This is a genomic window from Rhodococcus sp. WWJCD1 (assembly GCF_002258735.1).
Classification (GTDB): Bacteria; Actinomycetota; Actinomycetes; order Mycobacteriales; family Mycobacteriaceae; genus Rhodococcoides.
Genome location: NZ_NOXY01000028.1, coordinates 11,643 through 34,266, shown reverse-complemented (window position 1 = coordinate 34,266; position 22,624 = coordinate 11,643). Strand labels below are relative to the sequence as shown.

At 62.2% G+C, this 22,624-nt stretch carries 21 protein-coding genes and 1 tRNA gene; 8 read left to right on the top strand and 14 right to left on the bottom strand.

Annotation, left to right across the window (positions count from 1 at the left end):
- Window positions 1-32: 32 nt before the first annotated feature.
- Window positions 33-1,736 (bottom strand): aldehyde dehydrogenase family protein, encoded by a 1,704-nt coding sequence (locus CH286_RS20805; protein ID WP_255182727.1) that lies wholly within the window; start codon window positions 1,734-1,736, stop codon window positions 33-35.
- 223 nt (window positions 1,737-1,959) lie between these two features.
- Here CH286_RS20805 and CH286_RS20800 point away from each other — a divergent pair, with 223 nt between their 5' ends.
- The 3 genes from CH286_RS20800 (at window position 1,960) to CH286_RS20790 (ending at window position 5,152) form a co-directional block, all read left to right on the top strand.
- Window positions 1,960-3,525 carry a GMC family oxidoreductase gene (locus CH286_RS20800; protein WP_094610273.1) on the top strand — a complete coding sequence of 522 codons (1,566 nt, stop codon included), beginning with the start codon at window positions 1,960-1,962 and terminating at the stop codon, window positions 3,523-3,525.
- Between the two features lie 27 nt (window positions 3,526-3,552).
- Entirely contained in the window at window positions 3,553-4,347 is a 795-nt protein-coding gene (gene fabG / locus CH286_RS20795; protein ID WP_037150227.1) for a 3-oxoacyl-ACP reductase FabG, read from the top strand.
- A gap of 70 nt (window positions 4,348-4,417) precedes the next feature.
- On the top strand, window positions 4,418-5,152 hold the full coding sequence (locus CH286_RS20790) for an alpha/beta fold hydrolase (RefSeq protein WP_094610391.1): 735 nt from the start codon (window positions 4,418-4,420) through the stop codon (window positions 5,150-5,152).
- 88 nt (window positions 5,153-5,240) lie between these two features.
- On the opposite strand, the gene CH286_RS20785 is transcribed toward CH286_RS20790, so the two are convergent.
- The 6 genes from CH286_RS20785 to CH286_RS20760 form a co-directional block, all read right to left on the bottom strand.
- Entirely contained in the window at window positions 5,241-5,858 is a 618-nt protein-coding gene (locus CH286_RS20785; RefSeq protein WP_094610272.1) for a hypothetical protein, read from the bottom strand.
- Window positions 5,855-6,865, bottom strand: coding sequence for an alpha-ketoacid dehydrogenase subunit beta (locus CH286_RS20780; protein WP_094610271.1), 1,011 nt, complete (start codon window positions 6,863-6,865; stop codon window positions 5,855-5,857). The genes CH286_RS20785 and CH286_RS20780 overlap by 4 nt, the downstream gene beginning before the upstream one ends.
- Window positions 6,858-7,775 (bottom strand): thiamine pyrophosphate-dependent dehydrogenase E1 component subunit alpha, encoded by a 918-nt coding sequence (locus CH286_RS20775; protein ID WP_255182726.1) that lies wholly within the window; start codon window positions 7,773-7,775, stop codon window positions 6,858-6,860. Before CH286_RS20775 ends, CH286_RS20780 begins: the two co-directional genes overlap by 8 nt.
- A 78-nt stretch (window positions 7,776-7,853) precedes the next feature.
- Window positions 7,854-8,600, bottom strand: coding sequence for an SDR family NAD(P)-dependent oxidoreductase (locus CH286_RS20770; protein ID WP_094610269.1), 747 nt, complete (start codon window positions 8,598-8,600; stop codon window positions 7,854-7,856).
- A complete protein-coding gene (locus tag CH286_RS20765) occupies window positions 8,597-9,454 on the bottom strand; it encodes an IclR family transcriptional regulator (RefSeq protein WP_094610268.1) in 858 nt (285 codons plus the stop codon). Before CH286_RS20765 ends, CH286_RS20770 begins: the two co-directional genes overlap by 4 nt.
- Window positions 9,451-10,614, bottom strand: a complete 1,164-nt coding sequence (locus tag CH286_RS20760) for a M20 family metallopeptidase (RefSeq protein ID WP_217902944.1) — start codon at window positions 10,612-10,614, stop codon at window positions 9,451-9,453. Before CH286_RS20760 ends, CH286_RS20765 begins: the two co-directional genes overlap by 4 nt.
- A gap of 382 nt (window positions 10,615-10,996) precedes the next feature.
- On the opposite strand from CH286_RS20760, the gene CH286_RS20755 reads away from it, so the two are divergent.
- From CH286_RS20755 to CH286_RS20735, 5 genes are read left to right on the top strand one after another with little or no spacing between them, the layout of a single operon-like run.
- Complete coding sequence (locus tag CH286_RS20755; RefSeq protein WP_094610266.1) at window positions 10,997-12,361, top strand: MFS transporter; 1,365 nt, start codon at window positions 10,997-10,999, stop codon at window positions 12,359-12,361.
- On the top strand, window positions 12,358-13,095 hold the full coding sequence (locus CH286_RS20750; protein WP_094610265.1) for an SDR family NAD(P)-dependent oxidoreductase: 738 nt from the start codon (window positions 12,358-12,360) through the stop codon (window positions 13,093-13,095). Before CH286_RS20755 ends, CH286_RS20750 begins: the two co-directional genes overlap by 4 nt.
- Window positions 13,096-13,109: 14 nt before the next feature.
- Complete coding sequence (locus CH286_RS20745; protein WP_176458304.1) at window positions 13,110-13,529, top strand: RidA family protein; 420 nt, start codon at window positions 13,110-13,112, stop codon at window positions 13,527-13,529.
- A gap of 50 nt (window positions 13,530-13,579) precedes the next feature.
- Window positions 13,580-14,650, top strand: coding sequence for an aminotransferase class V-fold PLP-dependent enzyme (locus CH286_RS20740; RefSeq protein ID WP_217902943.1), 1,071 nt, complete (start codon window positions 13,580-13,582; stop codon window positions 14,648-14,650).
- Window positions 14,647-15,966 carry an aspartate aminotransferase family protein gene (locus tag CH286_RS20735; RefSeq protein ID WP_094610263.1) on the top strand — a complete coding sequence of 440 codons (1,320 nt, stop codon included), beginning with the start codon at window positions 14,647-14,649 and terminating at the stop codon, window positions 15,964-15,966. Before CH286_RS20740 ends, CH286_RS20735 begins: the two co-directional genes overlap by 4 nt.
- Before the next feature lie 688 nt (window positions 15,967-16,654).
- Here the strand turns inward: CH286_RS20735 and CH286_RS20730 are convergent.
- The 7 genes from CH286_RS20730 to CH286_RS20700 all read right to left on the bottom strand — a co-directional run bounded on the left by CH286_RS20730 (window position 16,655) and on the right by CH286_RS20700 (window position 22,608).
- A tRNA-Pro gene (locus CH286_RS20730) sits at window positions 16,655-16,728 on the bottom strand.
- Between the two features lie 85 nt (window positions 16,729-16,813).
- On the bottom strand, window positions 16,814-18,262 hold the full coding sequence (gene der / locus CH286_RS20725) for a ribosome biogenesis GTPase Der (protein ID WP_032377998.1): 1,449 nt from the start codon (window positions 18,260-18,262) through the stop codon (window positions 16,814-16,816).
- Entirely contained in the window at window positions 18,259-18,942 is a 684-nt protein-coding gene (cmk, locus tag CH286_RS20720) for a (d)CMP kinase (RefSeq protein WP_094610262.1), read from the bottom strand. The genes der and cmk overlap by 4 nt, the downstream gene beginning before the upstream one ends.
- A complete protein-coding gene (locus CH286_RS20715; protein WP_094610261.1) occupies window positions 18,942-20,120 on the bottom strand; it encodes a pseudouridine synthase in 1,179 nt (392 codons plus the stop codon). The genes cmk and CH286_RS20715 overlap by 1 nt, the downstream gene beginning before the upstream one ends.
- A gap of 12 nt (window positions 20,121-20,132) precedes the next feature.
- The gene (gene scpB, locus CH286_RS20710; protein WP_094610260.1) at window positions 20,133-20,816 is read right to left on the bottom strand and encodes an SMC-Scp complex subunit ScpB; all 684 of its coding nucleotides are present in this window, start codon (window positions 20,814-20,816) and stop codon (window positions 20,133-20,135) included.
- Window positions 20,813-21,649, bottom strand: a complete 837-nt coding sequence (locus CH286_RS20705; protein ID WP_032378001.1) for a segregation and condensation protein A — start codon at window positions 21,647-21,649, stop codon at window positions 20,813-20,815. The genes scpB and CH286_RS20705 overlap by 4 nt, the downstream gene beginning before the upstream one ends.
- Entirely contained in the window at window positions 21,646-22,608 is a 963-nt protein-coding gene (locus CH286_RS20700; protein WP_255182725.1) for a ParA family protein, read from the bottom strand. Before CH286_RS20700 ends, CH286_RS20705 begins: the two co-directional genes overlap by 4 nt.
- Window positions 22,609-22,624: the final 16 nt, after the last annotated feature.

Genomic DNA, 22,624 nt, shown 5'->3' with positions numbered 1-22,624 from the left:
GGATGCAGACCGTTGCGAGTAGTGCGCCGCATTCATGCGCGCATCGCGGCGACGGCTACCCGTAGAAGTCGACGCCAGGTTCGCTTCGCCTCGAATCGTGTGAGGGCTTCGCTAGTGGATCGTCCGCTGCGGGAGGTGACGAACCACAACGGTTTCGGAGACAGGGACATCTCGCCGCCGAGAATCGAGCGGGGGAAAGGCAGGAAGGGACCTCGCACCACTGTGCGCTCGGTACGGTCGATCAGGTAGGCATTGTGCACGACTCCGATTCCGCTCTGCGCGTCGGAGAGTGTGTGTCCGGGGAAGGCCCCCCACGTCGCTCGCGGAAGTGCGAAACCGAGCAGCGTCCAGACGTTGACGCCGACGTTTCCGTACTGCAACGGCTCCAGGAGATGGTCCAGTGGGGGTTCGAGCGTGCGTTGGGTCTCCGGGTCGACAATGATTGTGGCACCGAGCGTTCCGGTCAGTTCGTCGTTGGCGTATGTCACTGCGGCGGTCAGAAACTCGGCACCGACGCCGGGAATAGTGGTGAAAGCAAGGGCGGTTGCGAAAACTTCTGTCGTTGCGAAAGAGGTCGACTCGCCTGCATCGAGATCGAGGAGCAGACGGTCACCGGTCGGTCCTCGGTGCTCGGTGTGGCCCGTATCCTCCTTCAATTGCTCGAGTCGGGCTACAGCTCCGGGATACCACGCCGGACGATGAGGGGCGTGGTCGAGAACATCGCGGACAGCAGCTATGAAATCGTCTTTCTGCGGCCAGTCACTGCTGACGATCATCACCTGGGTGCCGTTGCAATTGTGGCCCGCGTTGTGCAGGCGTGATGTGACCACGTTCTCTGCTTGATACTGAATGTCCGCTGCGCTCCAGGTTCCCGGAACGACGATCACGGGCGACACACCGCCGAGTTCGCTGCTGATAGTTTTCGCCAGAAGGGGCGTTCCGGCTTCCTGTCGAAGGCGGCCGTCGTCACCGGAACCGAATACTACGACGTCGTGGGTCGACAGACTGCCGGTGATGTGAACGTGGCTCACGCTGTCGTGGTGGGCCAGGTATTCGCCCACATCGACGCCACCCGCGACCATGCGCAGGACGCCCCACTCGATCAACGGTGCCAGCGCGCGTTCGATGATCGGCGTCAACTCGTCGAGAATCGGGTTGACCTTGAGCGCAACCACACGATTGTCGGCGATCAATTGGTACAGCAAGTCCAGAGGCGCAATCGACGTCACGTTGCCTGCGCCGAGCACGACTGTGATACCTGCAGTTCGGGTCGGGTCGAGTGCACCCAACCCCGCGGATGCGCGCGCTGCCTTCTCGCTCACCTCGGGTTGCAGCCAGATATCCGCTCGGAATCCCCCGAACATCAACCGGTCGGTCACGCTGACCGGAAGTGCACGAACTGTCACGCGGTTACCAGGGGCGCGTCCGAAGACGGCACCGTCGAGCGGACTCTGTCCGCGCTCGATTTTCGTCAACGTCGCGACCAGCGCATTGAGACCGGCCAGGAACGCGTAAGGACCACCGGCCCATTCCTCGCCTGCCAGTGGGGACTGGGGATCGAGCAGCTTGATCTCGGATGCCATGTCCGCCCATTCTCGCGCGACCTCTGCAGTAGCTACCCGCGTACGTGTCAGCAATGCGATTCGTTCGAGAATTGTGGTGTCGGCCCATACCTTCTCGCCCACAGCAAGATCGGCGAGAGCTCGATCCACGTGAGTTGCCGTTGTCGGTGTCATTTTCCTGTACTCCATCGCTCGTGCCGCGGTGAGAACCGTCGATTCGACGTTGTGCCCGTGTCGATTTCGTCGGTTCCTTCTCGAACACAACCCTCGCTCGAAGTACGAGCATGGATTGTCCAGAATGTGCACAGAGTGCGTGTGATCGATCACGTGATCACGGACACGGAGTCTGTCCAGTTCATGGACACAACGCCCTCACGGATTCCTCCACTGTTGTGGCATGAACCAATTGAGCGGATCACCGACCATCATTCCCGGACTACACGGTCCGACACACCCACCATTCGACTACGTCATCATCGGCGCGGGAACAGCCGGAAGCGTCCTCGCAGCGCGCCTGAGCGAAGACGCACACGTGCACGTTCTACTCGTCGAGGCAGGATCCTCCGAGGCCCTCCCCGCAATGGCCATCCCCTTCTCATGGCCCGAACTGATGGGGACAGCGGCCAACTGGGGCGAATCGACTGTGCCTCAGAAGTTCTCGAACTCATCGGTTCCGGTACCCCGAGGACGCGCCCTCGGCGGATCGTCCGCCACCAATGGACTCAACTTCGTCCGCGGACACCGGGCAAGCTACGACGCCTGGGTCGACCAGGGGGCGAAGGGCTGGGGGTTCGACGACCTCTTGCCGTACTTCAAGCGGTCCGAAACCACCACCGGGCGCGACTCCGAGATCCGCGGAACCAGCGGCCCACTCTCGGTCGGTCCCATGACAGCGCCGAGCCCCATCGCCACAGCCGCGCTGAACGGTGCGACCGAAATGGGATACCCACTGGCGCAGGACATAAGCAGCGGGGTCGAGATCGGCTTCGGACTATCGGACGGAAACATCAAGGACGGGCAGCGCCAAAGCGCGTCCGACGCCTACCTCGACCAGGCGACCCTGGATCGCCCCAACCTTCATGTGGTCACCGACGCCATGGTGCAACGCATCCTGGTCGCAGACGGAGTGGCAATGGGAATCGAGTACCTCCGCGGCGGATACACGGTGCGGGCAAAGGCAACCCGCGAAGTCATCCTCACCGCCGGTGCCATCGGCTCCGCGCACCTGTTGCTCGTATCCGGAATCGGACCGAAGGAGCATCTGCAGGACAACGGAATCGACGTGGTCCTCGACCTGCCCGGTGTCGGAGAGAATCTGCACGATCACCCCATGTCCACCGTCCTCTACGAGTCGACCGCACCCCTCCCCCACAACCAGCACAACCTCATGGGTCAGGCGATCGGCCTCGTCGAGACACCGGGTGCTGTAGCCGGTCCGAACCTGCAGATCCTGGCGATCACGGCACCGATGCGAGCGCAGACTTTGCCCGGCCCCGACAACGGTTACGCGATCGCCTTCTCGGCCGTGACGCCGTTCAGTCGAGGATCGGTACGTGTGGCCGACAAGTCGGTTTCCGTCAGCCCCTTGATCGACCCCAACTATCTCGGTGACGAACGAGATGTCGCGGTGATGGAAGCAGGGCTCGAGATCGCTCGTTCGATCGGTAACGCTCCGGCACTGGCCGGGTGGCGAGGTGAGGAGATGCAGCCAGGCACAGCCATCGGCGACAGCGCATCGGTGCGCGACTACCTCGCGCGAAGCCTGGTCGTCTATTTCCACTACGCCGGAACCTGCCGCGTGGGCACCGACGACATGGCCGTCGTCGATCTCGACCTGCGCGTGCGGGGCATCGACGGACTCCGGGTCGCCGACGCATCCATCATGCCGTCGCCGGTGTCCGCCAACACCAACGCAACCGTCTACGCAATTGCGGAAAAAGCGGCCGACCTCATCCGCACCTGACGCACTCCGAACCCACAAGGACTCCCCATGAACAATGCCGAAGAAGCCGGCCCGCCAGTCGCGCTGGTCACCGGCGGCACGAGTGGTATCGGCTTAGCCATCGTGACCCACCTGGCCCAGCAAGGCTATCGCGTATTCCTCTGCGCCCGAGACGAAGACAAAGTCGAATCCACGGTGACCGAACTGCGCGAGTTGGGACTCGATGTCGACGGCGTACCGGGTGACGTCGGATCGACAGCGGATGTCGCGCGCGTCGTGCGCACCGCGGTAGAACGCTACGGCCCCATCGATGTTCTGGTCAACAACGCTGGAATCAGTGGCGGCGGAGTGACCGCGGACATCACCGACGAGCTCTGGTTCGATGTCATCAACACCAACCTCAACGGCACGTTCTTCGTCACGCGCGAAGTACTCACCGCCGGCGGTATGCGTTCCAAGAAACAGGGACGCATCATCAACATCTCCTCGACAGCCGGCAAACTCGGCGTAGTCCTCGGCGCGCCGTACTCCGCATCCAAACATGGAGTCATCGGCTTCACCAAAGCGCTCGGCAACGAACTCGCCCCGACCGGCATCACCGTCAACGCCGTATGCCCGGGATACGTCGAAACTCCGATGTCTCAATGGTTTCGAGAGAAGTACGCTGCCCAGTTCGCGACCACGGAGGCGGAGATCGAGAAGAAGTTCCTTGCCAGGATCCCCCTCGGACGTTACTCACGTCCCGACGAGGTCGCCGGCCTCGTGGGTTATCTCGTCACCGATTCAGCCGCATCGATCACCTCTCAGGCGATCAACGTCTGCGGCGGTGTCGGCACCTACTGATCCACTCGCGGCGGCGACATCACTTCGATGCCGCCGTCGCGAACACACCCCCAACCAACAGGAGAACCTCATGGCCAAGACCTTCGTCCTCGTACACGGAATATGTCACGGAGGGTGGGCCTGGAACCCGGTCGCAACACTCCTTCGCGCGCAGGGACACGCGGTGTACACACCCACCATGCCAGGACTCGGTGCCGACGACGCGCGTGCCGATGTTCATCTCGTCGACACCGTCGACTACCTCGTCGAGTACATCGAACAGCGCAACCTCACGAATGTCGTTCTCGTGGGACACAGTTGGGGTGGATTTCTGGTCTCGGGTGCATCGCAGCGCATACCCGACCGCATCGAACGACTCGTGTACTGGAGCGCGTTCGTGCCTCACACCGGAGAATCACTGATCGACCTGTGCCCGCCCGAGTTCGGTGAGATGTTCCGCTCGTCGGCACACGCATCGAGCGACAATTCCGTAACTTTCCCAGCCGACGTCTTCGCAGCTGCACTCATGCAGGACGCGTCCCCCGAAACGCAACGGGTGTTCCACTCACTCCTCGCGCGCCAGCCATTCCACACGATGAACGAATCCCTGAACCTCGATGAATGGCAACGCCTCCGTCTTCCGGCAACGTACATCGTGACCGACGACGACATATCCCTGCCGGCCGGTGACCTCGGTTGGGCACCACGCTTCCCGGACCGCCTTTCCGACGGCCACGTCATCTCCACGCGGGGTAGTCACGAGGCGCTGATCACCGAACCCGAGTCCCTGGCCCATGCATTCGTCCGCGCGAGCGAAGGACGGTGACAATGCTTGACACCGCTTCGGCGGTGTCAAGCGAGGCGGACGGGCACTCCCGGCAACCCGGTGATCGATCGCGCCGCGGGGACGTGACTCAACCCCGACAATTCAGGGCCGACACCAGATCGACCATTTTTTCCATCACTACGGTTCTGCCGTGCCGGCGATCGTAGACAACCGCCACGTTCACGAACGACCGGATACCGATGCTCTGCAAGCCGTTCTCGTCGACGACCACTGCAGGGCGGGCGGCTACTGCACCGATTCCCATTGCAAGGCTGGCACCGCGCTGGAGTTCGGGTGTATGGACAAGCGCTGACTCCGAAGTGCAATCGGTGATGGCAATGGCACCGGAGTCGCCGACAGTCGCAGCGGCGACAATCGACTGGCCGACTGAACCCGCACGCCGCAGCTCTGTCACGTCCACTTCGTACAGCAGCATGCCCGGGGCGCGATGAGGCGATGCAGAATCACCACTCGAAATCTCGGCTATGACCATCCCGCCCCGAACGGGCCTTCCCACTTCAAGTTTCGTCATCAGCAGGCCGTGTGTGCCCGCGTGTAGCTCGGACTCGGCGCGCCCGAACCGAATGTCGGCCAGAACATCCCCAGGCTCGACCGCTGTGCCGTCTTCACAGAACCACTCCGTCACGACGCCGACGTCAGTCCATGGGTCGAGGGTTGGCATCATGACAAATGCCGCGTCACTCACCTGGTCACCGTTTGCAGGCTGGGCTCCAGAATCGACTTCACGCGCTCTACGATGCGCACTGCGGAGGGAATAACGGCGTTCAGTAGACTCGGAGCTGCAGGAATGCGGACCGCGGGTGTGCCCATACGCACAGGAGACTGACGAAGTGGCACACCACTTTCGACCACTGACGCCACCACTTCAGCTCCGAGGCCCCCGAATTCGTGTGCTTCGTGCACCACCATCAGATGCCCGGTTCTGCTCACACTTGCGAGGACCGCTTCGATGTCGAGAGGGCGCATCCAGCGCATGTCGATGACTTCGGTCGAAATACCCTCCCCCTCTAGGATATCGGCCGCTTCGATCACGCGGCCCTGAATTGCTCCCCACGTGACAACGGTGATGTCGTGACCCGCGCGGCGCACCACAGCACCGCCTATCGGTTCGACCGGGCCGTCGAGCTTCACCGACTGCTTGGGCCCGTGGTAGAGATTTCTGTTTTCGATGACAATCACCGGGTCGTCACTTTCGATGGCCGAGAGAAGGAGGTCATGCGCGTCCTGCGCCGTGGCAGGCATGGCAACGATCAGACCAGGGATGTGCGCGAACAGTGCTTCCAGATTCTGCGAATGCTGCGCGCACGCACCGGGCCCACTCCCCTGCTGGGTGCGTATCGTCAGCGGCGCGTTCAAGTGCCCCTTCGACACGTACCGAACATTGGCCGCCTGGTTCACGATCTGGTCCAACGCGACCAAGGTGAAATCTGCCCACATGATCTCCACGATCGGCCGGCGCCCCACCAGTGCGGCACCGATGGCACCGCCGAGGATGGCCGACTCGGATATCGGTGTGTCGAACACCCTGTTCCCGAACCGCTTCGTCAGGCCCTTCGTCACGCCGAAAACGCCGCCCGGGATGCCCACGTCCTCACCGAACAGGAGTGTGGTCTCGTCCTCCTCGAGCTTCCTGCGAAGTGCTCGGTTCACTGCTTCTGCATAGGTCAACAACTTTTCGGTCTGCTCAGGCATGAAGGTGCTCCAGAACTGTCGAAGGGTCGGCAAACGGGGCCTGCTGGGCAAGGGCACTCGCCTTCGCGACTGCAGCGTTGGCATCGGCGACGACCTCGTCGAGGGTCACGCGTGCCACGCCCGAGAAAAGGAGTTTCGCCACCAGTGTCGCGATGGGTTCGTTGGCAAGTGCACTTTCCAATTCGCCGTCGGCGCGGTAAGTCTGTGCGTCTCCGATGTAGTGTCCGACGATGCGATCGGTCATCGCCTCGATGAGGGTAGGACCTTTCCCTGCTCGTGCGCGTGCGGCGGCAGCGGCGACGGTTACCTCGACCAGTGCGGGATCGTTTCCGTCGATCCGAACTCCCGGCATTCCGTAACCCGATGCGCGTTTGAAAAGCCGATCGGAGGTCGTGGTCGCCGTGATCGGGGTCAATTCGGACCAATGGTTGTTCTCCACGAGGAAGATGACCGGAAGCTCGAGCACGGCCGCAAAATTGAGTGCTTCGTGAACCGCTCCTTGGTTGACGGCACCGTCACCGAACGCGGCCACCGTCACCCGACCCGAGTTGTCGTAGCGCGATGCCAAAGCTGCACCTGCTGCGATCGGTGCGCCCGCTCCGACGATCGAGTTCTCCCCCATCATGCCGACCTCGGGTACAGAGAGGTAGGCGGATCCACCTCGGCCTCCGTTCACGCCGGTCTCGCGGCCCATCAGTTCGCCGAACATGGCTTCGAGCGACGCACCGCAGGCCAGCGCCCAGCCGTGTCCGCGGTAGGTCGGGAAGACCAGATCAGTAGGTAGGTCCAACGCAGCTGTTGCTCCGACGTAGATGGCCTCCTGCCCGTTACACAGATGAACGGACCCGACGATGTGACCGACCATTCGGAGTCGGTAGACCTCTTCCTCGAAGGCCCGTATCTGCTGCATCGACGAAAGTTGTTGCAGCTCAGCAGACATAGCTGTGCCCTGAGACTGTCGTAGCATTGTTTCTCCTGGTGCTGTGGTTCAGATGGAGCGGATGAGACCGCCATGGACAGCAATGGTCGCCCCGGTCAGATACGGGGTGGCCGAGGACGCGAGAAAATGCACCGTGTTGGCGAGTTCGTCTGGCGTACCGGCTCTTCCGAAGGGTATGCCGTCGTTCTGGTTCTGGCCGGTGGCCGTGTATTTGTCGACGAGTCGTTGGGTGCTGATCGGGCCCGGCGCGACGAGGTTCACGCGTACTCTGTGCGGTGCCAGATCTCGCGCAAGGTAAGTGCTGTAACCAGCGAGGGCAGCCTTTGCGGTGCCGTAGTGCGCGTAGGCCCCGTTGTCGGTGGATTCCATCCCGTTGATGGAACCGATGGTGACGATCGAGCCATGGCCTTGTTTCTTCATGTGGCTGCTGACCGCGACGCACGCGTGCACAACGCCGAACAGGTTGAGCTGAAGTGCTCGCAGAAGCTCGGTTGCGGTCAATTCGGAGGCGTGATTGTCGTCTAGTCCGCCGCTCCCACCGCCGGCGGCTGTGACGAGAATATCGATTCGACCCCTACGATGCGCGACCGCGTCCACGGCCTCGACCACAGCGCGTTCATCGCATACATCTACTGCCATCGATGAGATCTTTGGCGAATCGACCCGATCGCGGTCCAAAACCGCCACATAGGCCCCGGCATCACGGAACTTTTCTGCGATTGCTCGTCCGATTCCGCTTGCCCCGCCGGTGACGATTGCCACCTGACCGGTCAGGTCGAGAAAGCTCGCGGTCACTGAGCTGTCCTGGCAACTGCACTGTCACTGGAGGCCGTCGGCACCGAGAGTCGACCGGTTCGAAGCAAGTTGGTTGCCAGCACACCTGCCTCACGGACTTCGGAGGTCAGCGAGTTCCGCACTTGCCCGTATCGCGAGACCGGCACCGACACACTGAAAGATCCCGCCGGATCGCCCGATGCGTCGAAGAACGGGGCCGAAACGCAACAGATGTCTGACTCGAACGCCTCGATGTCCAAGGCGAATCCTCGGCGACGGACCGAGGCCAGTTCGGTGACGAGCGCGTCGTAGTCCGTTATTGTGTTCGCGGTCAATCGGGTGAGTGTGACTCCTGAAAACATCGTGCGCACTTGGCTTTCGGGTAGGAATGCAAGAACGGCCTGGCAGGATGCCCGGGCATGCATGTTCCCTGCGTATCCGACGTCGAGATTTTTGACGTTCAGTGAATGGAGTCCTGTGATCACCTGCTGGCGCTGGATCGTTCCGTGGAACCATCCACAGACGTATGACGTCTCGCGGGTTTTGTTGTGCAACCGGGTCAAGATCACGGAGATATCCGGTGCCGGACCGGTCCGCGCAGACACACTCTTGCCGAGAGATGCACCCCGGGGGCCCACGTCGAACTGTCCGGTCGACAGTCGTACGACATAGCCGCCTGCCCTCAGTGTGCGCAGCAAGTGATAGCACGTGCTTTGCCTGATCCCGAGTTGTCGTGCCAAGCCCTTGGCTGTCGCAGTGCCTGCGCGTTCGGCGACAGCCTCGAAGACGTCAAGTCCACGAAGGAGGGTTTGCAGAACCGTTCCCTCGCGCGAATCGTCACCGCCTGCGGGGTGACCGCCGAGTTCGGCGGTCACTTGTGTGGCCAGGCAGTCAGTGAATGCGCCAGGATTTCGCGTGCCCGTACGACATCGATGTCAGCGATCTTCTCGTTGGGAGAGTGCGCATATTTCATGTCACCGGGCCCGAAAACTACTGTGGGTACTCCCGATGCAACGAGAAGGCCCGCATCGCATCCTGCGGTCATGCCCTCGATCCTGTCTTCGAATCCGGCTCGGCGTCGACCCTCGACCAGCGACTCGACGACTGGATCGTCCATCGACGTCTCCCAACTCGGTAGGCCGTCGTGATCCCACTGCACAACAGCGGGATGTCGCATCAGCCAGGGATCATCTGCACTGGCGTCAAAGACACAGTCGATCAACAGATCCCGTACCGTTTGCAGGTCCTCACCGGGGAGCACCCCGATCCGGCCGGACAGCAAACCTTCGGCGGGCACTGCCGCCCGCCAGCCACCGATTCGCACTGTTCCTATTGCGAGTGGAACCGCGCTCGGAAAGGGCATCAGGGAGTGAGTGTGCGTGCGGGCCCGTTGCTCCCCCAGCCTGGTCAGCGCCTCGTAGATTCGCAGGATCTTGGGTCCGACGTCGACTCCGTGCCACGGCACCGACGTGTGCGCCGCTCTACCGAGCACCTCGACGGTGAAGAAGAGCAAACCCGATGCCAACGGGACCACTGCGTTGTCCGTCGGTTCGAGAACTATCGTTGCGAGCCGGTTCGGCATCAGCTCGAGCGCCGCTTGCGTGCCGACCCCTGTCGTCTCCTCGCCCACCACGAGTTCGACCGCCACGTCGAACGGGAGCTCGATACCCACGCGGTCCAGCGCGTCCAAGGCGAACAGTGCCGCGGCGATTCCCCCTTTCGTATCCACCGATCCACGCCCGTGTACGAACCCGTCGGCTCGGTCTCCGGAAAACGGTGCACGCTCCCATTGCGCCTCGTCCATCACAGGCACCACGTCGATGTGGCCGTTGAGGACGACGGCGGGTAGACCTCGAGGTTGTCGATACCAGCCGACGATATTTTCGCGTTCCGCAGTCCGCGTCTCGGTTGCTCCGCGAGCTGTGGTCGAAACTGCCGCGGAAGCAAGATTTTGCGCATCGACACGCCATCCCCGGGCTGTGAAGAAATCGCGGTAGATGCCAGACACTCGATCTTCGAATCCGCTGATGCTCACATGACGGACTGAATTTGCCAGGAAATCGAGCATCTTGTCGGTGTCGGATCGAGCGGCTGCGGTAATTGCTTCACGTGGGTGCGACCGTACCGGCGTCATCGAGTGCCTTTCGTTCGATCGAGCGGTGTGTTACTCAGTACACAAGCCCACGTCCGGCAAGTCCACAGTGCGTAAGAGTAGTTCCAATATTTGAAATACCCGCCGTCTGGCGATTTCCGTACTGGTCTTCTGCAATGAAGTTACGGTTGTGTGAACTGGGTCATAGCGAAATTCTCAGATACTCGAAATCAGATTGCGGCGACTGGTGTCGCACCGGCAGGTGGTCCATCTTTGGCTCAGCGGCCGGCGAGTACCTCTCGCCCCACTCACGCTCAGGAGAACAATGAGTACAACCTCTGCAGAACCGCAATCTCCGGATGAACGCGCGGTCAACGCCGATGCCGACGACGGTTACGAGAAGATGACCCCTCGGGCCAAGAGAGGAATTGTCGCGGCGTGTATCGGTAATTTCATCGAGTGGTACGAATTTATGTTGTACGGCTACTTCGCCACCGTCATTTCAGCTCAGTTTTTCCCCGTCGCCAATCCGACTGCGTCGCTACTGCTCACATTCGCAGTGTTCGGAATCAGCTTCCTGGTTCGCCCACTGGGCGGGATCGTTTTCGGATATGTCGGCGACCGCTACGGCCGTAAGGTCACACTCTCGACCATAATTTTGCTGATTTCCGGAGCCACGGCCGCGATGGCACTGGTCCCGTCATACGACCAGATCGGACTGCTGGCTCCCGCTTTGATTCTGGTCTTGCGCTGCATTCAGGGTCTCTCGGCGGGCGGAGAGTGGATGGGATCCGCCTCGTACATCATCGAAAATGCCCCGTCTCACAAGCGGGCGACGTTCGGCGCATGGCAGCCGGCAACGATCGTGCTCGCAATGATGACCGCGTCGCTCGCGGCAATCGCAGTCACAGCCGCAACCGGCGCGCAGGTCGAACATTGGGGCTGGCGGATCCCGTTCCTTGCTGCGCTCCCGTTGGGATTGGTCGGCCTGTATTTGCGCTTACGCCTCGATGAGTCGAAGGAGTTTGCGGAGGCCATCAAGGATGAGGGCGTCGAGAAATCTCCGCTGCGTACTACCGTCAAACGTGATTGGCGATCGATCCTCCTCGTCACGACACTCGTGTGCTCGCCGACGATGGGGACGTATGTCATCTTCTCGTATGCTCCCACTTTTTTGGCCACCCGCCTCGGCATTTCCTCGGCAACAGCGCGCCTGAGCGGGTTGATCGGCATGGTGTTCGTGATCGCCATGATTTTTGCGTTCGCCCGTTATGCCGACATGCGCGGCCGTCGACCCCTTCTGATAGCCGGATCGGCCTGGGTGCTGGTATCGGCACCGGTTACGTTCTGGCTGTTCCAACAGCGCGGTTTTGCGTCGTTGATACTCGGGTTCATTCTGATCGGAGTGGGTCTGTCCATGATGTTGGCACCGCAGGCCGCGGTGTTCACCGAGCTGTTTCCCACTACCCGGCGATATGCGGGCTTGGCGATCGGGTACAACCTCGGTGCGATTCTGTTCGGCGGAGCCGGGCCTTTCGTTGCAACCGCACTGATCAGTCTCACGGACTCCGACTACGCCCCGGCGGTCTATTTGAGCGCTGGTGCCTTGATCAGCCTCGCGGCCGCTCTCGTCGTACCCGAAACTCTCAAGTTCAGCCTTCGCTCCGGCCGCGAAGCACCGAAAGCGTGACACTGCTGGCAGGGACGGTGTCGATCGTCACCGGTGCTGCGAGCGGAATCGGACGGAGGATCGTCCAGGCCTTTGTTGCAAGTGGCTCGTCGGTGATCGCCCTGGACACCGATGCGGAACTGCTGTGCGAGCAATACGACGGCACACAGGTCGAGTCGAGTGCCGTAGACGTAACCGACTCCCGAGCGGTGGAGCAAACGATCGCCGCTGTTGTTGCACGCACGTCTCATATCGACATATTGGTCAATGCAGCAGGCGTCTACCGAAGTGGACCACTACTCGACTTCGATATCGCGGTGGCCGAAGAATTACTGCGAATCAACGTTCTGGGCACACTGATTCCCTCCCAGTGGGCCGCACGGGCTATGAGACACACGGGTGGTTCCATCGTCAACATCTCGTCCGTTGCGGCTCAGCTGTCCACCGAAACGAACGGGATGTACGGGGCGACAAAAGGAGCGGTCGAATCGCTTACCCGTGGCCTAGCTGTCTCGCTCGCCGAGCACTCGATACGGGTCAATGCTGTTGCACCCGGACCGATTCATACTCCGATGACCGCAGACACACTGTCCGACCCTGAGAACGCATCGAGAATGCTCGATCGGATCGTACTCAACACACTCGGTACACCCGCCGATGTCGCGAACGCAGCATTGTTCCTGGCTTCCCCGTCCTCAGCGTGGATCACCGGAACGATTTTGACCGTAGACGGCGGAGTGCGAGCACTGCGATGAAGAATGGACGACACGTGAAACCTTGGAACCCAACCTCCGTTCCTGCGCCGATCGGTAAGTACAGCCATCTGATCGAAGTAGATTCCGCCCCGCGCTGGATCTTTATCTCCGGTCAGGTCGGCGTTCGCACAGACGGTTCGGTCGCGGACACGATGCACACACAGACCCTCCAAGCCTTCGCGAACATAGACGCCCTACTCGACGAAATGAACGCAGGCCCAGGCCATATCGTCCGGCTACTGACATTCGCAGTCGGCGTTGACGACGTGCCGGACTTCTACCGCGCACGTGACGAGGTCTACGCGCGGTGGTTCCCGGACGGTCTCTATTGCGGGCACTCGCTGGCGGTTGTAGCAGCTCTTGCAAGGCCCGAGATCGTCGTCGAGATCGAAGGGTGGGTCGCGGTCCCCGCCATCGGAACCGCGCGACCATGACACCCGGCGAGTTCCGAAATCTGTTCCCTGCGTTGTCTACTCACGTGTGGTTGGATACTCCAGCCTCACCGCCCGGAGCTACACCCGTTGTGGATGCCGCGCGTGCAGCACTCGAGCACTGGACGACAGGCCGATTCGATTGGCTCGAATGGGACCACCAACCGCAACGTGCACGCACCCTGATCGCGACATTGCACAATGTGCAGCCAAGCAACGTCGCGCTGGCGGGATCGGTGTCAGAAGCGGCAGCCACCGTCGCATCCTCATTGCCACCGGGTCGAATCCTGATACTGGACACCGAATATCGCAGCGTCTTGTTCCCTTTCATGCAGCTCGACCCGGTACGAAACTCGGTTCGGCTGATATCACCGCGTCTTGGACAAGATCGAACATCCGCACTGATCGAGGCGCTCAGCGACGACGTGGTTCTCGTCGCCGTCAGCGAAATACTCAGCAGCGATGGGGAACGAGTAGATATCGCGACTCTTCGAACGGCAACGTGGTCGATGGGTACACGGTTGTTCGTCGATGCCACCCAAGCCATGGGGTCACTGCATACCGACTACGCTGCGTTGGGGGTCGATTACGTGGCCCTACACGGTTACAAATGGATGTTGTGTCCACGCGGAGCAGCATGGTGGGTAGTAACAGACGAACGATTGCACGAGCTCCGTCCACTCATGCCGGGCTGGAAGTCGACTTCTCTGCCGCATGGGTATTTCGGAGGCCAGCTCGAATTGGCTGGTGGCGCAGCTAAACTCGACAGTTCACCGGCATGGTTCTCCTGGATCGGAGCTGTCGCAGCGCTCGAACTTCAGCTGCGATTGAACAGACCCGCTGTGCAAGAGCACGTCGGAAACCTCAGAACACAGTTCGTCGAACGCGCCGCCGATCTCGGATTGCGGGCGCACCCGAGCGCACTACCGAGCAACATCGCGGTGGTCGGCTTCGATCGAATCGAAGGTTTCAGCGAGAGGCTTGCCACCGCAGGCATCAAAGCCACTGCCACCGACAGACGACTCAGACTCGGCTTCCACTACTTCAACGACCAGTCCGACATCGACGCGGTCATCGACCATCTTTCCACCGCGCTTGCCCACCGAAGGAGTTCACGGACATGAACGAAATACGCAACGAGGGCGTCTCCTTGGCCGAACGTCACCGGAAGGTGATGCCGTCGTGGACGTCGCTCTACTACGACGACCCGCTCGAACTGGTGGAGGGTCACGGTCGACGCGTGACTGCAGGCGACGGCCGAACATACCTCGACTTCTTCGGCGGCCTGCTCGCAACCATGATCGGTCACGACATCCCTGAGATCTCGGACGCAATCAGGGCACAAACCGGCAAAATCCTGCATTCTTCGACCCTGTACCTGATCCGGTCGCAGATAGAACTGGCCGAAAAGATCAGCGCCCGCGCACCCATCGACAACCCGCGTGTGTTCTTCGTCAACTCCGGATCCGAGGCCGTCGAAACCGCGTTCCTGCTCACCACCGCTGCCCGGGGATCGAATCAAGTCATCGCCCTTCGAGGTAGCTACCATGGGCGATCGTTCGGGACAGTCGCCGCGACGGGTATTCGAAGTTGGTCTGCCACCTCCCTCAGCCCGCTGCATGTGACTTACGCCCACAACGGCTATCGCTACCGCAGTCCGTTCGGTCACCTCGACGACGAGTCGTTTACAGCCGCATGCGCCGACGAACTGCGCACCATGATCGAGACCGGCACGTCAGGCAATGTTGCTTGCTATATCGCCGAACCCATCCAAGGGGCGGGAGGTTTCGCCACACCACCCGACGGCTTCTTCGTGGCCGTGAAGTCCGTGCTCGACGACTACGACATACCGTTCGTCTCGGACGAAGTGCAATCGGGCTGGGGCCGGACCGGACGCTCCTACTTCGGCATCGAGCACTACGGCGTTCGCCCACAGGCCATGACCTTCGCCAAGGGGCTCGCCAATGGACTTGCCATCGGTGGAGTCGTCGCCGAAGAGAGACTGATGAATTCCATCCAGGCGAACTCCATTTCCACCGCAGGTGGCAACCCCGTCGCGATGGCCGCAGGTAACGCCGTCATCGACTTCATCGACTCGCACGAACTGCAAGAGAACGCAGACCGCATCGGCCAACACCTCTTGTCGTCCCTTGCTGCGATCTCGAGAAGCAATTCTTTGATGGGTGAGGTACGTGGATCCGGATTGATGATCGGCGTCGAACTGATCGAACCCGGCAGTAAGACCCCTAACCGGGTTGCGACGGATGCCGTACTTGCCGAGGCGAAAGCCGCGGGGCTACTCCTTGGCAAAGGTGGCCTACACGGCAATGTTCTACGTATCACTCCACCCATGACGGTGACATTGGACGAGGCAAACGAGGCGTTGCAGACGCTCGAGTCGGTGCTGTCCAAGGTCGCCGCTCAAACGATGACGAGTTGACTTCCCAGACAGCGAGGCGGTCGCAAGAGTGCTCCGCACTTCGTGGAAACCCTCGGCGGCTGAGGCGGCGTTGAACAGCTTGTTTTGGAAGTATCCGCGGCCGCCGTAGTCGAGGCTGAACAGCACCGAACCCGACATCCCCAACTGCGCGCGCAACGTCAGCCACTCCGAGATGAAACTGGTCGGAGACGGTGCCCAGCACGAACACCGGATGCCCATGACGCAGATCAGTTATCCACAAGCAGATTGCAGCAGAGCTGCCATCGACGAATTCGTTACGAGGCCGGTGACTTGCCCGGAATTCTCATAGTCGCGCTTCTACTGGGTTCCCGGGCATCGGGACATCTGACGGCGCGGCCACCATCTTGAGATCAATGCCGACTCGCCCGCATCTGGGGCTGCATCAAAGGTGGTGCTGCCGCCTCGACCGCGACCGCGACGTGGACCGGTTCGCCGCCGCCGGACTCCGTAGCTACTTGACAGCGAACCAGCTGAATCAAGTGGCTCCGTCCGCTCAGGTCCGTTCGATCGACGCACGCAGATCGCCGGACACCAGTGGATACACCTGGACACCGCCTCAGCGCCGAGTTCGACCGTGTAAGTACCGAGTAGTGACACCCTCGCGGCACTCAGACAAAAAAGGCGGCTTCGGATTTCTCCGAAACCGCCTCTGGCCTGCATCTACTTGTCGGGCTGACAGGAATTGAACCTGCGACCCCTTGACCCCCAGTCAAGTGCGCTACCAAACTGCGCCACAGCCCGCCGCGCCTCGAAAGGCGCTTGCTGAGATTACCCCAGCCCTACCCCTGAGAGGAAATCGCCTGCTCAGGGGCAAGACCGGGAAACGTCAGCGGTTGTTGCCCTTGCCCGGCCGCTCCCGCTTCTCACGGATACGCACCGAGACGCGCACGGGGCTGCCGTCGAAGTTGAACTCTTCACGCAAGCGCCGCTCGATGAAGCGCCGGTAACCAGCCTCCAGGAACCCCGTGGTGAACAGCACGAACGTCGGCGGCCTCGTGCTGGCCTGCGTCGCGAACATGATGCGCGGCAGACGTCCGCCACGCATCGGCGGCGGAGTGGCCGCCACGACCTCCTTGAGCCACGTGTTGAGGCGTCCGGTGGGCACACGCTTGTCCCACGACTCCAGAGCCGTCTCCAGAGCGGGAACCAGCTTCTGGACGGCGCGGCCCGTCTGCGCCGAGATGTTCACTCGCTGCGCCCACGGCACCCGAGCGAGATCGCGATCGATCTCCTTCTCGAGCTGTTGACGACGATCGTCGTCCACCAGATCCCACTTGTTGAACGCCAAGACCAGCGCGCGGCCGGCGTCGGAGACCATGCTCAGAACCCTCAGATCCTGCTCCGAGATCACCTGTGAAGCATCCAGAAGCAGAATCGCGACCTCGGCAGCCTCGATGGCGGACTTGGTGCGCAGCGACGCATAGAACTCGGCACCACTGGCATGGCTGACGCGCTTGCGCAAGCCTGCGGTATCGACGAATCGCCATGTCTTGCCGCCCAATTCGACCAACGAGTCGACCGGGTCGACGGTGGTGCCGGCAACATCGTGCACCACCGAGCGCTCGTCACCCGAGAGCTTGTTGATCAGCGACGACTTGCCCACGTTCGGCTTACCGACCAGAGCGACACGCCTGGGTCCCCCACCGGGGATACCTTCACGCGGTGTCTCGGGCAATGCCTCGAGCACACGGTCGAGCAAATCGCCGGTGCCGCGGCCGTGGGTGGCCGAAACCGACAACGGCTCCCCCAGACCGAGCGACCACAGGGCGGCAACCTCGGACTCGGTGCGACCGTCGTCGACCTTGTTGGCCACCAACAGAACCGGAGTCTTCGACCGGCGCAGCACTCGTGCCACTGCCTCGTCCGTCGTCGTCGAACCGACACGAGCGTCGACGACCAACAGGATCGCGTCGGCGGTATTCATCGCCAATTCGGCCTGGCGCGCAACGGATTGCTGCAGCCCCTTGGCGTCGGGCTCCCAACCGCCGGTGTCCTGCACCAGGAAGCGTCGACCACTCCAGTTCGCCTCGTACGACACGCGGTCGCGGGTGACGCCGGGGACGTCCTCGACCACGGCCTCACGTCGTCCGATGATGCGGTTGACGAGCGTCGACTTACCGACGTTCGGACGCCCCACCACGGCGAGAGTCGGTACCGCTACGGCATCTTCGCCGTCTTCGCCCTCGTTGAGGTCGACGTACTCCCACTCGCCCTCGTCGCTCCATGTTCCGTCGCCCGCGGTTTCCGCTGCGCCGGAGAAGAATTCTTCGCTCACTGCACTGCTCCAGTTCTGTCGTTGACCACGAGCAGCAAGCGCTCCATCACACCGTCGAGATCCAGCTCGCTGGTATCGACGATCACCGAATCCTCGGCGGGACGAAGCGGTGACACTGCTCTTGTCGAATCTGCATGGTCACGGCGTTGCACGTCCGCGAGCACGGATTCGTAGTCGTCTGCACGACCCTGTTCTATGTTCTGTTTGTTGCGACGCTCCGCCCGCGCTTCCGGGGACGCCGTGAGGAACACCTTCACGTCGGCGTCGGGAAGTACGACGGTGCCGATGTCCCGGCCCTCCACCACGATTCGCGTCGACGAGCTCGCGAGGTCGCGCTGCAGCTGCACCAACAGCTCTCGCACAGCAGGCACAGCAGAGACGGCCGAGACGGCCCTGGTGACGGCATCGCCGCGGATTTCGCCGCTGACGTCCTCACCGTCGAGCAACACGGTCTCGGACAGTGGGTCCTTCCCGATCTCGAGGGGCAGTGCTGCAACAGCTTTCGCAACCGCATCCGAATCGGTGGGTTCGACACCCGATCGCAGCACCCACACCGTTGCGACGCGGTACATCGCACCGGTGTCGAGGTAGCTTGCTTCGAGAGCCGACGCGAGCCGGCGCGATACCGACGACTTACCGGTGCCCGAGGGCCCGTCCATCGCCACGACGAGCGCACTCATCACAGGCCTACGGATTCATAGAGCTTGCCGATCTCGCCGCGGCCGAGAACACGTAGTGTTCCTGGACGCTGATCGCCGAGCACGATGTTGCCGACATCGGTACGCACGAGGCGTCCGACCGGGAAGCCGACCTTGTCGAACAACCGACGCACGATGTGCTTGCGGCCCTCGTGCAGGGTCACCTTGACGAGTGATTTGCCGTCCGAGATGTCGAGCAGCTGGAAGCCGTCGACCTTGACAGGGCCGTCGTCGAGAGTGACGCCCTCACGCAGCTGCTTGCCGAGTGTGCGGGGGATGGTGCCGAACAGCGTCGCCAAATAGGTCTTGGAGACCTCGAACGACGGGTGCATCAGGCGGTGAGCAAGGTCACCGTCGTTGGTGAAGAGCAACAGCCCTTCGGTGTCGGCATCGAGGCGGCCGACGTGGAACAGTCGCTGCCCCGCCTGGACGCGCTCGGAGACGATGTCGCCGACGCACGGGCGCCCGAGGTCGTCGGACATGGTGCACTGCCATCCACGCGGCTTGTTCATCGCGAGATGAACAAGCTCTTCCTTCACGACGACGCGGGTGCCGTCGACGCGGACCACGGCGATGTTCGGGTCGATACGGATGCCCTGTTCGGTGACGATGCGTCCGTCGACCTCGACGCGGCCGTCGGCGATCAGTTCCTCGGCAGCGCGACGCGATGCGACACCGGCCTGCGCGAGCACCTTCTGCAGACGAACACCTTCACCGGCAGGCACGTGCTTGCGGGGCGAGGAATCTGTGTGCTGGTGCTTTGCCGGCTTGGCGTTGCTGATCGTGGTCGTCGGAACCTGCTTCTTCTGCGGCTTCGGCGGCTTGGGACGCGACGGCTTCTTGCGGGGCACCGCGTCGTTGCTGCGGTCGTTGATGCCCGTGTCGGCAGGCTTGTAATCGAATTCGTCCTGCTCGACGCCTCTGCGGGGATCCGGTCGGCCTCCGGTTCGGGGTGCTCCGGTTCGGGGAGCGCCTGCGCGGGGTCCTCCGGTTCGAGGTGCACCGGCGCGAGGGGCGCCGTCACGGGGCGCAGCGTCGCGGGTGCGATCTCCGCGGCGTGCGTCACGCGGGGTCTCCGACCTACCTGCGGTCGGCTTCCTGCGTGGGTCTTGTCTCTTGTTACGGTCCGGTGTGCCATCACGGCGAGCGGGCTTGTTCACTTGTCTTACCTATCAGTCGTCCGAGTCGAGCTCGGCTGCCGGATCGGGTTTCGATCCGCGGTTCTTGGTGGAGCGGGTCATTCTCGGGTCGGTGTCCATGCTGTCACTGATCTCGTCGATCAGATCCACACCCGGCAACAGCGGTGCCAGTTCGGGTAGATCACCGAGCGACGCGAGCCCGAGCCGTTCGAGGAACAGCTCGGTGGTGCAGTACATCGTTCCGTTCGTCTCCGGGTCCGTTCCTGCTTCGGAGATCAGTCCACGGGCGAGCAACGTACGCATCACTCCATCGACATTGACTCCACGTACGGCGCTGACTCGTGCGCGGGTCAACGGTTGACGATAGGCGATCACGGCCAGGGTTTCCAATGCTGCGCGTGTGAGCTTGGACCGAGCGCCATCCAGAAGTAGCCGTTCGACATAGGGCGCGTACGCGGTTCGGGTGTAGAAACGCCACCCGTCACCGGCGTAGCGAAGATCGATTCCGCTGCTTCGCTCGGTCAGTGCTCCGGCCATCTCGTTCAACGAGGCGCGCACCCGAGCGACCGATGCACCCACGGCGGAGGCGAGCTGCTCGTCCGACGCGGGGGTGTCCACGATCAGCAACACAGCTTCGAGCGCCGACGCGAGGGTGGCGTCGTCCAACTCCTCGGAATCGTCGACGTCCTCGAGCTCGAGTTCGGGGTCGGCACTCACGCGTAGTCCTCTTCCGTGACCACGATGGGTCCTTCGTCCTTGCCGGTCCAGCTAACTCGGAGATCGCCCAGCGGCTCCGGTTGTTCGAACGCGATCACCTGTTGGCGGAACAGCTCCAGCAACGCCAGGAATCGCGCAATTATTTCGACCTGCACCTCGCAGTCCTGCACCAGCTCCGAGAACGACGCCCATTCGTTCAGGCCGCGGCCCTGCAAATTCTCCAACAGCCACTCGGCCTGCTCGGGAATCGAGACGGCGTGCTGATGGATGTGATCGAGCCCAACCTGCGGAATCGGCTTGGGCCGAAAGGCGGCAGCGGCGATGTCTGCGAACCTGGCAGGGTCGACGCCGAGCAATACCTCCGGGATCAGATCGGCGTACCTGTCCTCCACCGACACCGATCGCGGATACCGCCGCAGCGCAGCAGCTTCCAGCTCACCGAACAGCAGGGCCACCTGCTTGTAGGCGCGGTACTGCAGCAATCGCGCGAACAGGAGATCTCGCACTTCGAGCAGCGCCAGATCCTCGGCATCCTCGACGTCACCCGAGGGCAGCAGACGAGCTGCCTTGAGATCGAGCAGCGTGGCGGCGACGACCAAGAACTCCGTCGTCTGATCCAGTCCCACATCGGCACCGAGAGACTTGGTGAACGAGATGAAATCGTCGGTGACGGTGTGCAGCGCCACTTCGGTGACATCCATGCGGTGCTGACTGATCAAGGACAGCAGCAGGTCGAACGGACCCTCGAAGTTGAGCAACCGAACCCGGAATTTCGACGGATCCGCGTCGGCGGGAACCTCGATCGGGGCCTCGTCGGCAGCGTCGACGGTCACGGACCCGACCGGTAGATCACCTCGCGCGCCAGAGCGCGGTACGCCTGCGCGCCGCCGGATTTCGGAGCCCATGTGGTGATGGGTTCACCGGCCACACTGGTTTCCGGGAACCGGACCGTACGAGTGATCACCGTGTCGTAGACGACGTCCCCGAACACCTCGACCACCCGTGTCATCACCTCGCGAGAGTGCAGCGTTCGGGCGTCGAACATCGTCACCACGATGCCGGCCAACTTCAGCCGAGGATTCAGCCGATCGCGCACCTTCTCGACGGTGTCGTTGAGCAGTGCCAGGCCGCGGAGGCTGAAGTACTCGCACTCCATCGGAATCAGTACTTCGTCGGCGCATGTGAGCGCATTGACAGTCAGCAGACCGAGCGAGGGCTGGCAGTCGATGAGCACGTAGTCGTAGCGATCCAGAATCGGATGCAGCACCCGTCCGAGCGTCTGCTCGCGCCCCACCTCGGTCACCAACTGAATCTCGGCGGCCGAGAGATCGATGTTGCTGGGCATCAGATCGAGATTGTCGACGCGAGTCCGCATGATGATGTCGTCGGCAGAGACCTTCGCCTCGACGAGAAGGTTGTAGACCGTGAGATCGAGTTCGTGATGCGCGACGCCCAAGCCCGCGGACAGTGCGCCCTGCGGGTCGAGGTCCACCAGCAGCACGCGACGACCGTAGCCGGCCAGCGAGGCACCGAGATTGATGGTCGACGTCGTCTTGCCGACGCCACCCTTCTGATTGCACATCGCGATGATCTTGGCCGGGCCATGACTGGCCAGCGGCTGGGGATCCGGAACCGACCGCGTCTTTCGACCGGTGGGCCCGAGTTCGTTGGGAGCGGGAATGATGTCGCGCGACTCGCGACTGGACTCCGGTTGACGCGTATGGAACAGCGCGCCTTCGAGATGCGCACGATCCGAGGCTGACTCCGCCGCTGGCGGCTGCGGTGTCGACACGTTCCAGCGCTCCCCT